This window comes from Saccharicrinis sp. 156 (assembly GCF_050589685.1).
Lineage (GTDB): Bacteria > Bacteroidota > Bacteroidia > Bacteroidales > Marinilabiliaceae > Saccharicrinis.
This window is the reverse complement of the sequence record NZ_JBNGOS010000010.1, coordinates 160,253-171,639: the sequence shown is the minus strand read 5'-3', so window position 1 is coordinate 171,639 and position 11,387 is coordinate 160,253. Positions and strand designations below refer to the sequence as shown.

The 11,387-nt window shown below is 40.4% G+C and carries 11 protein-coding genes; 2 read left to right on the top strand and 9 right to left on the bottom strand.

Features of this window, described 5'->3' with window-relative positions; genetic code table 11:
- Window positions 1-119: 119 nt before the first annotated feature.
- The 6 genes from ACRD64_RS08210 to ACRD64_RS08185 all read right to left on the bottom strand — a co-directional run bounded on the left by ACRD64_RS08210 (window position 120) and on the right by ACRD64_RS08185 (window position 6,127).
- The gene (locus ACRD64_RS08210) at window positions 120-1,055 is read right to left on the bottom strand and encodes a tetratricopeptide repeat protein (RefSeq protein ID WP_430932817.1); all 936 of its coding nucleotides are present in this window, start codon (window positions 1,053-1,055) and stop codon (window positions 120-122) included.
- The gene (locus ACRD64_RS08205) at window positions 1,052-2,092 is read right to left on the bottom strand and encodes a vWA domain-containing protein (protein WP_430932815.1); all 1,041 of its coding nucleotides are present in this window, start codon (window positions 2,090-2,092) and stop codon (window positions 1,052-1,054) included. Before ACRD64_RS08205 ends, ACRD64_RS08210 begins: the two co-directional genes overlap by 4 nt.
- A gap of 15 nt (window positions 2,093-2,107) precedes the next feature.
- Window positions 2,108-3,100, bottom strand: coding sequence for a vWA domain-containing protein (locus ACRD64_RS08200; RefSeq protein ID WP_430932814.1), 993 nt, complete (start codon window positions 3,098-3,100; stop codon window positions 2,108-2,110).
- Window positions 3,101-3,127: 27 nt separating this feature from the next.
- Window positions 3,128-4,174 (bottom strand): hypothetical protein, encoded by a 1,047-nt coding sequence (locus ACRD64_RS08195; protein WP_430932813.1) that lies wholly within the window; start codon window positions 4,172-4,174, stop codon window positions 3,128-3,130.
- Window positions 4,174-5,040, bottom strand: coding sequence for a DUF58 domain-containing protein (locus ACRD64_RS08190; protein ID WP_430932812.1), 867 nt, complete (start codon window positions 5,038-5,040; stop codon window positions 4,174-4,176). The genes ACRD64_RS08195 and ACRD64_RS08190 overlap by 1 nt, the downstream gene beginning before the upstream one ends.
- Window positions 5,041-5,131: 91 nt before the next feature.
- Window positions 5,132-6,127 carry an AAA family ATPase gene (locus ACRD64_RS08185; protein WP_430932811.1) on the bottom strand — a complete coding sequence of 332 codons (996 nt, stop codon included), beginning with the start codon at window positions 6,125-6,127 and terminating at the stop codon, window positions 5,132-5,134.
- Window positions 6,128-6,432: 305 nt separating this feature from the next.
- On the opposite strand from ACRD64_RS08185, the gene ACRD64_RS08180 reads away from it, so the two are divergent.
- Both ACRD64_RS08180 and ACRD64_RS08175 read left to right on the top strand, forming a co-directional pair.
- Window positions 6,433-6,633 carry a (2Fe-2S)-binding protein gene (locus ACRD64_RS08180; RefSeq protein ID WP_430932810.1) on the top strand — a complete coding sequence of 67 codons (201 nt, stop codon included), beginning with the start codon at window positions 6,433-6,435 and terminating at the stop codon, window positions 6,631-6,633.
- 361 nt (window positions 6,634-6,994) lie between these two features.
- Window positions 6,995-7,246, top strand: coding sequence for a hypothetical protein (locus tag ACRD64_RS08175; protein ID WP_430932809.1), 252 nt, complete (start codon window positions 6,995-6,997; stop codon window positions 7,244-7,246).
- Between the two features lie 128 nt (window positions 7,247-7,374).
- Here ACRD64_RS08175 and ACRD64_RS08170 read toward each other — a convergent pair whose 3' ends face one another.
- From ACRD64_RS08170 to ACRD64_RS08160, 3 genes are all read right to left on the bottom strand, one after another.
- Complete coding sequence (locus ACRD64_RS08170; protein WP_430932808.1) at window positions 7,375-7,560, bottom strand: YgaP family membrane protein; 186 nt, start codon at window positions 7,558-7,560, stop codon at window positions 7,375-7,377.
- Between the two features lie 19 nt (window positions 7,561-7,579).
- Window positions 7,580-7,888, bottom strand: coding sequence for a hypothetical protein (locus ACRD64_RS08165; RefSeq protein ID WP_430932807.1), 309 nt, complete (start codon window positions 7,886-7,888; stop codon window positions 7,580-7,582).
- A 241-nt stretch (window positions 7,889-8,129) separates the two neighbouring features.
- Window positions 8,130-11,381 carry an efflux RND transporter permease subunit gene (locus ACRD64_RS08160; RefSeq protein WP_430932806.1) on the bottom strand — a complete coding sequence of 1,084 codons (3,252 nt, stop codon included), beginning with the start codon at window positions 11,379-11,381 and terminating at the stop codon, window positions 8,130-8,132.
- Between the last annotated feature and the right edge of the window lie 6 nt (window positions 11,382-11,387).

Genomic DNA, 11,387 nt, shown 5'->3' with positions numbered 1-11,387 from the left:
ATGCCGAGAAAGTTTCATTCAACGTTTCACGGGCTAGCCCTCGGACCTGTTTAGGCCGGTTCGGCCTTTGGTGCTTTATCAATGCAATAAAGCATCCAGGTTGAACACCGGCTCTTACTCTACCAGTTTTTCTCAATGTTTTTGTTAGGCTTACCTTTTATTTTTTTCATTTTATCCTGTAATTCCTGTTCATCCTGATTCAGCGCATTGAGGATTCGCTCCGCATCTTCCTTGGATATTTGATCCTGAGGTTGAGCTTGTTGTTCCTGACTATCCGGTGTCCCGTCATTATTGGAATCGGTATCGCGATAATCTGGTATTCCATCTCCATCAGTATCCTTTGGTTCATTCGGATTCTCGCCGGCTTCTTGTTGGTCCGGTATGCCATCGTTGTCAGAATCTTCGTCCTGATAGTCCGGTGTGCCATCCTTATCGGTATCCTCGTTTTCGTTTTGCTGTCCGTTCTTGTCTTCTTTTTCTTTTTCGTCAGGAATACCATCCCCATCGGAATCCTGTTTTTGCTGATCCTGTTGGTTTTGGTCCTTGTTTTGGTCCTTGTTTTGATCCTGATTTTGGTCTTTGTTCTGATTTTGGTCTTTGTTCTGATCTTGATTTTGTTCCTGCTGCTGTTTCATTTTCATGGCGGCAATCAAGTTATACCTGGTCTCATCGTCCAAAGGATTGTTTTTTAAAGCATCTTTATACGAATTGATTGCATTGTCGATATCCTTTTGGGCCAGATAAGTGTTACCCAGGTTGTGCTGAACCTGTGCCTTCTGCTCCTTGCTTAAATTTTCAAGGTTGATACTTTTAAACTGATTAAAGGCTTCTTCAAATTTCTCTTGTTTAAAGTATGCATCTCCCAGGTTAAAATCGGCTTCGAAAGAAGATTCTCCTTCCTTTAATTTCTCCAATGCTTTTTTATATTCAATTTCGGACTCGATAAATTTGCCTTCGCTGTATTCATCGTTTCCGTTGCGAATGAACTTACGTTCTTTTTGTGCAAAGGTTGTTATTGCACAAAACAATAATATGGTAGTCAGTAAAGATCTCATTTCTCGTCCTCCTCTTCGAACAGTTTAATTTTACGCAGGTATTTGTTCTTGCGTTCCAATACCATAAATTCTATCAACAAAAACAATAGCGCAAACAAAGCGATATACTGAAACTGATTTTCATAATCGGTATAAATCTTGGCTTCCATTTCCGTCTTTTCCAATTTCGAAAGATGGTCGACCAAATCGTTCATCCCCTTTCGGATATTGTTGGCCGCTATAAACTCTGCACCTCCCGCCGTCGCGATTTCAACCAGCATGGCTTCGTTTAACTTGGAGATGACCACATTTCCCTCACGATCCTTCATGAAGTTGTTTTTGCCACCGTCGGGGATCGGGATAGGGGAGCCCTTGGGAAGTCCCATTCCTACCGTATATACTTTTATTCCTTTTTCTGCTGCTGCTTTGGCGGCCTGAATGGCATCATCCTCGTGGTTTTCGCCGTCGGTAATAACAATTATAGCGCGATTCACATCCTCTTGTGATGTAAACGACCTGATAGATTGGTTGATGGCGGTTCCGATTGCAGTTCCTTGCGTAGGAATAATTCCTGTGTTAATAGATGAAATAAACATCTTAGCCGAGGGGTAATCCGTTGTAATGGGCAGCTGTGTGTACGCTTGTCCTGCAAACACAACCAAGCCTATTTTATCGTTCTGAAGCTTATCTACCAACTGAAAAATTGCTCTCTTCGCCCTGTCCAATCTACTGGGCTGAATATCTTGCGCATTCATACTGTTGGAAACATCCAAAGCAATGATGATTTCTATTCCCTTACGTTTAACGGTTTCCAGCTTAGTTCCGAATTGAGGCCCTGCCAAAGTGAAGATGATGGCGATCAGTGCCAATAACATCAAATAAAATTTAACCGTGGGACGCACGGAAGAAGCGCTTGGCATCAGGGGTTCCAATAAGGTTGGATTACCGAACCGTTCCAGGGCTTTTTTCCTTCTTTGTCCGATTATCAGACTGGCAAAAGCTAATATGGGAATAATAGCCAGCAGATATAAAAATTCTGTATGTTCAAATCTAAACATGATGATTCTGTTTTATTAAGGTAGGTTTCGTAACACCGTGCTTTTTAAAAGCACTTCCAGCAACATAAACACCGCGGCCAAAATTGCCCAGAGCATATATTCCTCCGAACGTTTTGTGTATTCCTTTACCTCAATCTTGGTTTTTTCCAATTGGTCAATTTCTTCGTATATTTTTTTAAGGCCGTTTTTATTGGTAGCCCTAAAATACTGTCCGTCTGTGATGTTGGAAATCTCTTGCATCATCTCCTCGTCAATTTTCACTTCTTCCTCTACAAGACGCGTGCCGTAAGGTGTTTGTACGGGACGTTGGGCAATGCCTTTGGTACCCACACCGATGGTATAGACCCTAATGCCAAATGTCTTTGCTATCTCGGCTGCTGTTAATGGTGCTATCTCCCCACGGTTATTTACACCATCCGTTAAAAGGATAATAACCTTGGATTTAGCCTCACTGTCCTTAATTCTGTTCACTGCGGTTGCCAAACCAAGTCCGATAGCGGTACCGTCTTCCACCATATGCGTTTTTATGTCCTGCATCATATTTACCAACACCGTTTTGTCGGTGGTTAGGGGGCATTGCGTAAAGCTCTCTCCGGCAAAAATAACCATCCCGATCTTATCGTTTTCACGAGCAGATATAAACTCCGAGGCCACATCTTTTGCCGCTTCCAGCCTGTTTGGTGTAAAATCCAGCGCTTCCATACTCGAAGAGATATCCATCGTCATAACTATGTCGATTCCTTCGGTAACAACGTCTCTGGAGCTATTTGAAGACTGCGGGCGAGCCAGAACCACCACAATCATGGCAATGGCAAATGCTCTTAAAACGATAGGTAAGTGTCGCAGGTATACTTTCCATGACGTTGGAGCCGCGCTAAAACCCTTTAAAGTGGATATTTGCAACGAAGCCTGGGCACTTTTATGTTTCCAGATATACCAGCCTATCATGGGCACCAATACCAGCAAAAGGTAAAAATAATCCGGATGTAAAAATTTAATGTTGTTCATTATATTATTGTTATGCAATAACCTGTATTACTTTTCTATGGAATCTTCCTGTTGCACACCCTTGGCCAACATTTGTACTTTTTCTTCTTCCAGTGTTTTAATTTCTTCTTTTTTGGTTTGATTCACAAAAAAGTAGGCATTCAACAAGGTCAACCCGTTTTCATCTGCCAACGGCTGAAACTTCGCGAACTTAACCAAATCGGCCAATTCCAGCACCTGGGTAAGTTGCTCCATCGATTTGTTATCGATATCCAAAGATTTTAAGGAATCGAAAATTTCAATGGATGTTTGTTCCAGGGCAGACTGCTCGTATCTTTGCTCGATATACGCACGGATAGTATTGGACACCTGGGTATAGAACTCTTTGACCTTATTGTGTTCCCAAAGCTTTGAATCCTTGATTTTATCCAACTCCCTTAGCGCAATAATATGTGCCGGTTCCTGCGGTTTTGCTTTGACAAACGACAATCCACCTTCGGTTCGGTTTTTGCGCAGGTATAAAAATAACCATATCAGTAATCCCAGAGCCAGCGCTATTCCACCATATAGATATATAAAATCGAGTACCTCGGCAATTTTAAATGGAGCATCTTGTGGTCCTTTTATATCTGTAACCCCTTTTTCAGGATCTACTTCTTTAAAAGGGTTCACCACCATCAGACTTAACGCGTTGGATGCTGCTATATTTCTTACCTGGTTTTGAATCACTTCAAATTCGATAGGAGGAATGTAATGCAAGCCACTATCAAACGAGGTAATCCTGAAAAGTTGGGATAGAACCAATCGGTCGTTCCCCAATCTTAAACTGTCTACCTGTCCTCTTTCAACGATTTCAACGTTTTTTGTGATGGTATCAGTAAAATGCGGGAAGTTGACCATCACACCGGAGGGTTGACTCACCTCGAGTTTAAGGTCAATTTGTCCTCCAATCAATATCATGGTAGAATCCAACGTAGCGGTAACATTTACTTGTTGAGCATTTGCAGAAAAACTTGCAAATGCAATTAAAACTGCAAGTAAGGATTCTTTTATGTTGATTTTTTTAATCCTATTTACAAGTGTAATATGGTTCATTACATTCGTTTTTTAAATAAGTACATTAAAGACTTAACGTAGTCTTCATCGGTTCTGATGGAGGTATTATCGATCCCACACTTTCTGAAAATGGCTTTAGTATTTTCATCGTTCTCTCTCCACCATTTGTTAAAAGCTTCCCTGACTTTGATATTTGAGGTATCAATCCACGAATATTGACCAGTTTCGGCATCTTTCATTTTCACCAAACCCACCGAGGGCATCTCTGTTTCGCGCTTGTCGTAAATTTTCAAGGCCACCACATCGTGCTTTTGATTGGCTATCTTCAGCGGATTCTCAAATTCTTCATCGATAAAATCGGAAATGACAAAAGCCGTACATCGTTTTTTAATGGCATTGGTCATATATCGCAAGGCCTCACCAATATTGGTGGTCTTATTTTCCGGCGTAAACGAAATCAGCTGGCGTATGATATGCAATATGTGCTTTCTTCCTTTTTGCGGTGTTATAAACTTTTCTATCTTATCGGAAAAGAAAATAACACCGATCTTATCGTTGTTTTGAATGGCCGAAAAAGCCAATACGGCAGCAATTTCGGTGATGATATTTTTTTTGTATTTGTAAGATGTACCAAACTCCCTTGAGCCTGAGACATCAATTAGAAGCATCACGGTGAGTTCCCTTTCTTCCTCAAAAACCTTAACATAGGGATGATTAAAACGTGCCGTTACATTCCAGTCGATATTGCGGATGTCGTCACCATATTGGTATTCGCGAACCTCGCTAAAAGTCATCCCTCTGCCTTTAAAGGCGGAATGGTACTCGCCCGCAAAAATATTGTTGGAAAGCCCCCTCGACTTAATCTCTATCTGTCGAACCCGTTTTAAAAGCTCTGCTGTTTCCATAGTGTTTGTTGTTTTAATGATGCCTTATGTATTCCGATACGATAAAGCATTTTATAAACTTTATAACTCTCACCTCTTATTCTAAAGTCTACTATGGTACCTCTATTGTATTTAATATATCATTAATCACATCTATCGACGTAATGTTGTTGGCTTCTGCCTCGTACGAAAGTCCAATTCTATGGCGCATCACATCGTGGCAAACCGCACGAACATCCTCAGGGATCACATAACCTCTGCGCTTGATAAAAGCATACGCTTTTGCAGCCATAGATAGACTGATACTTGCACGTGGTGAACAACCGTACGAAATCATTTCTTCGTATTTATCCAGGTTGTATTGAGCCGGGAAACGTGTTGCAAATACGATGTCGACGATATACTTTTCGATTTTTTCGTCCATATAAACATCTTTCACCACCTCGCGGGCACGGATGATATCATCGGGCTTTAGGATCGTTGATGCTTTAGGGAATGATTGGGCCAGGTTATGACGGATAATCATTTGTTCCTCTTCCTTTTTAGGATAGTCGATAACAATTTTAAGCATAAAACGGTCGACTTGCGCTTCAGGAAGCGGGTAGGTACCTTCTTGCTCGATGGGGTTTTGCGTTGCCATCACCAGGAAAGGTTCCTGCAGTTTATGCGTGGTTTCTCCAATGGTTACCTGGCGCTCCTGCATGGCTTCCAATAAAGCACTCTGAACCTTTGCCGGAGCACGGTTAATCTCATCGGCCAAAACAAAGTTGGTGAAGATAGGCCCTTTTTTTATGATAAACTCTTCATTTTTTTGGCTATAGATCATAGTACCAATAAGGTCGGCGGGCAAAAGATCAGGAGTAAACTGTATTCTGCTGAAATCTGCATCTACAACATTGGCCAGTGTCGTAATGGCTAAAGTTTTTGCCAATCCGGGAACCCCTTCCAAAAGGATGTGTCCATCACTTAATAATCCAATTAGCAAGCCTTCCACCAAATGCTTTTGACCTACGATAACTTTGTTCATTTCGATGGTTAGCAAATCCACGAACGAACTCTCGTTTTTTATTCTCTCGTTTAATTCTCTTATATCAACAGATTGCTCCATGATTTTAATATTATATTTAATTGATTTCAATTTTTATTGTGGCTTCCAAAATTAGTTTTTTAATGAGCAGTCAAAAATCTAAGGTTGTTAAAAAACGTTAATCAATTATTTGAACTAAGCATAAATACACTAATTTAACAGTTCCTTAACTTTTTATATGGGATGCTTTAACGGATTGAACCAAATAAGTAGCGGTTGGTTTTAAGTATTCAATAATTTAAGATAATAGAGGAGCGATGTAATATGAGTATAGCGTTATTCATAAGCATTTGTATTGTAACAAATCATTTTAAAAGAGAAAAATAATGAGCAAATTTGGGGATAGAGACTTTGTATGTAAACATATGATGCTAAGAAAACAGGACTTGGTAAAAGTGATTCACGAAAAAGATTTGAAAACAGTAGAGGATATTCAGGACGAAACTAATGCGGCCACTATTTGTGGTTCGTGTTATGATGATTTGGAGGAGATATTGCAAGAAGAACTGAAGAAGGTGAAAGGTTAGTGTTTTTATTACGAAGGCACAAAAGCCATAAAGAAATACCGAGGAATTATTTTTTGTGAATCCTGGAGTACAAAGTGCTTTAGTGATATTGGAATTACCAAACTATACTATTTATGTAGAACCATGTGGTCAATTAAAACGAAGTTAGACAACCTAACTGAATTAGTACAATATTGAAATTTCTATAACTTCCGTAATTGATTTTAACTTAAACTTATAGTTATGGAAAACTACCATCATACCCTTTGGTGCAATTTCCAATGGAGATACTAAAAACTATACTGAGGAAGGTAAAATTAGGGTTGACTTGACATTTGGAATTTTCTATGAATCAAATATTAAAAAAGCTAAATAATGATTGTTGAATATTAGGAATAGCCACCCTGAGTTTCTGCAAAACACGGCTCCATTCGTAGGCGTTAGCGAGTTGGCAGATAGTTCCGTTAATTTAGCGGTTAGACCTCATTCAACACCACAAGACTATTGGGAAGTTTATTTTGATGTATATGAACAAGGGAAAATTGCCCTTGATGAAGGAGGTATAACTATACCATTCCCGTCAGTAGATGTTCCTTTCGATAAAAAATCGGGGAGGCGTCTAAACAAGATTTGAAAATGTGTATTCAGGTAAAGGTCTGAAGGACCAACCTGTAAAAACCTAGGCCGTTAGGCCTAGGTTGTGGTGGGACATGCTTTAAAGGCTGAACACCAAACAATATTGTATTTGCTTTAACCGTTATACTACTTGGGCACTCCCAATTTGGATAATATATCGGTCATTAAACACCATTTGGTGATGGATGATTGTAGCAAGTTCAAACCTACAAATCCGGTAAAAAATAACCAGTTTATATTTACATATATAGCTAATAGAATACTAATTAAAATAAAAGTTCCTGCTACTGCTCTTACTATTCTTTCTTGCATGATTATTGGGTTTTAATAGTTACAATGCGTTTTCAATATTTAATATATAAGCCTGAATATTACAATTAGAAATTTCTGCTTTGCAACGGTTCAGGTCAATGAGGATGTTTTCAGCTTGTTCGTCTTGTACTATGGTGAAAAAAGCAATGTTATCGGTTGATATTGCATTGCTACCAAAAAACCAATTCCCGGCTCTGTGAGGCGCCTTGTCTGGCTTTTTTATGCCTGTAACATCAAAGTGATTGTATGAAGTGATCTTCTGATTGCTGAAAAACTCCTCCAGTTTCTCACGGTATTCGGCTACCGTTACGGCTAATAATAGTTTCATTTCTTTAAATTTTAGATTAGAGATTAATAGAAAAGAGATAAAAGACTACGAACACCCAGACAGAGGCGCGTTTTTTTCTTTTCAATCATTCTCCTGTGTGTTTGTTTCTAATAAACATGGGTATATCTCCCAAATATTAAGTATTGAAATAATTAATTTAATAAAGCTTTAGTAAATTGAGTTTTAAACCTATTCCAAAGCTCAAAACTTTGGAATAGGTAAACTCAAACTCAATCATTAACTATGCTTCTGAATGATTCTTTTCAGTTTCTTCATTTTTATTTTCCGAGACCTCTATTGCTGTTGCTATATGTTTTTTTCGTTCAACCAAATAATAAATCAATGGCACGATCAACAATGTTAGAAATGTGGATGCAATGGTTCCTCCCATCAGGGAAATGGCCAATCCCTGGAATATGGGGTCGAACAAAATAACCACGGCTCCAATGACAACAGTTCCTGCAGTTAGCAGTATTGGGGTTGTACGAACGGCTCCTGCCTCGATAACGGCTTCTTTCAAGGGCGCTCCCTCGGCGAGTCGAATATTGACAAAGTCAATGAGCAGTATGGAGTTCCGAACCATAATACCGGCCAACGCAATCATACCAATCATTGAAGTTGCCGTAAAAAAGGCGTTTAACATCCAGTGACCAAGTACGATTCCGACCAACGACAATGGGATCGCCACCATCATTACAAACGGAACCTTAAGGTTCTGGAACCAACCCACAATCAGCATATAGATGATAAGCAGAACCACAGCAAATGCAGTTCCCAGATCGCGGAATACCTCGTAAGTGATTTGCCACTCACCGTCCCATTTTAAACCATAATTGTTTTCCACAAATGGTTGGCCGTTATAGAATTCTTCAATTTCATAACCCTTAGGGATTTGTATTTCATCCATCCTGTCAGAAATATCCATGATGGCATAAACCGGACTTTCCAATTTACCTGCAATATCCGCTGTCACATAAACTACCTGTTTCTGGTTTTTGCGGAAGATGCTTTTCTCTTTGACCGTTTTTTTAACGTTTACCAAATCGCCAATAGCAACCATGTTGCCTTGTTGCGACATCAGGTTGATTTTCTTTATATCCTCGATTCCAGTGCGGTTTTTCTCCGCCATACGCAAGGTGATGCCCACCTGGTCGTGGTCGTTTTCGGCATATAGATTGGTTACTTTAGCGCCTCGAAGATTCATGTTGATGGCATGAACTATCTGTTGTGAAGAAACACCTGCCAACATCGCTTTTTCCTTGTCCACATCAAATTTGTATTCATTCTGGTCATCTTCCATCATCCAATCGATATCAACCACACTCTCGGTTGTTTCAAATAGCTTTTTAACCTGAAGTGCCACATCTTTTTGCGATTCATAATCCGGACCGTAAATTTCAGCTACCATGGTTGACATAACCGGAGGTCCCGGAGGCACTTCAACGACTTTTACGTTAGCGTTGAATTTTTTACCAATCTCCTGTAAGCGAGGGCGTAACTCTTTGGCGATATCATGACTTTGTAAGTCTCTTTCTTTCTTGGAAACCAGATTCACCTGAATGTCGGCCACATTTGACCCCCTCCGTAAATCGTAGTGGCGAACCAAACCGTTAAAGTTGATAGGAGCAGAGGCACCCACATAAGTCTGGTAATTGGTAACCAGTTCGTGGTTTCTAAGATAGGCAGCCAGTTCCTTGGTTACATTGGCCGTTTGTTCCAATGTTGTTCCCTCAGGCATGTCGACCACTACCTGGAACTCGTTTTTGTTATCGAATGGTAATATCTTAACCGTTACCGCCTTAAATAAGAACAAGCTTGCAGAACCAAACAACAATAGTGTTACTGTTCCGATAAATACCCAGCGCTTCACCTTGTTGTCAATCATTGGACGCATGGTTTTGTCGTACAGCTTATAAATTAATGTCTTTTCTAACGAATAATCTTTCTCGTCTTCTTTCTCGTCTTCATGATTTAGCAGGCGGTACGCTAACCAAGGTGTAATCATTAAGGCTACCAATAGCGAGAATATCATGGCTATGGAAGCTCCAATTGGCATTGGGCTCATGTAAGGCCCCATCATACCCGAAACGAAAACCATAGGTATAACCGCCGCAATAACGGTAAATGTTGCCAAAATGGTCGGGTTACCCACCTCGTCGATGGATTTTAACGCCGCCTGGAAAAATGGCAGTTGCTTCATCTTAAAATGACGGTGCATGTTTTCGGCGATAATAATGGAGTCATCTACCACAATACCCGTCACAAAAACCAGGGCAAAAAGCGTAATACGATTGAGTGTATAGTCCATAAAATAGTAGCTAAACATGGTCAGTGCAAAGGTGATAGGTACCGAAATAAACACCACCAAACCGCCACGCCAGCCCATGGCCAACATCACCACGAAAGTTACTGCTACAATGGCACCCAACAAGTGCATCAAAAGTTCCGATACCTTTTCTGAAGCAGTTTCTCCATAGTTACGTGTTACCTCCACATGAATATCTTCAGGTAGTAATTCACCTTGCAATAATTCAATTTTATGCTCAATCTGTTCCGCCAATCGCATGGCATCGGCACCGCGTCTTTTAGCAATCGAAATGGTTACGGCACTGTACTCTCCCGGGTGAACTTCTTTGTTATCGCTGGCTTTCCCGTAACCGAACGAAATATAGGTGCTTGGTAAAGCAGGCCCATCTTCAACAGTTGCCACCTGGTGCAGGTAAACCGGACTGTTTTGATTTACTCCAATTACCAGGTTGCTTACTTCTTCGGCTGTTTGCAAAAACTTGCCTGTCGTGACCAGGTATTCATCGTTATTCTGATTAAAGGAGCCTGACGAAAATTGCGTGTTAGACGCTTTTAATTGTTGCGCAATCATTAGCGGGTCCACCTGGAAAGCCGTCATTTTGTCCCTGTCCAGAACCACTTGAATCTCACGGTTTCTTCCGCCTATTATTTTGGTTTCTGAAATATCGGTAATCTTTTCAATTTCAGAATTTAACTCTTGGGCAACTCTTTTCAGCTGATAGTCATCGTACGTATCGCTCCACAACGTTAGTCCCATGGCAGGAACGTCATCAATAGACCTTGTTTTAACCAAAGGAAGTGTAATTCCTTCTGGCATTTGGTCCATGTTTTTCATGATTTCGTTGTACAACTTCACCAAACTACGCTCGATATCTTCGCCTACATAAAATTGAACGATCAGCATAGCTTGTTCCGGCATGGATTGAGAATAAACATACTCAACGCCTTTTACGTTGGAAATAACTTTCTCTATAGGTTTTACGATTCTCGATTCAACCTCTTTAGGGCTTGCCCCCGGATATCCTACGAAGATATCGGCAATAGGAACATCGATCTGTGGCTCCTCTTCCCGAGGAGTAAGGTATGAACTGTACATCCCAATGATCACAAAGGCAACCATCAATAGGGGAGTCAGTTTTGATTTTATAAACATTCGGGCCAATGACCCTGCGAATCCTGTTTTCATATTCTC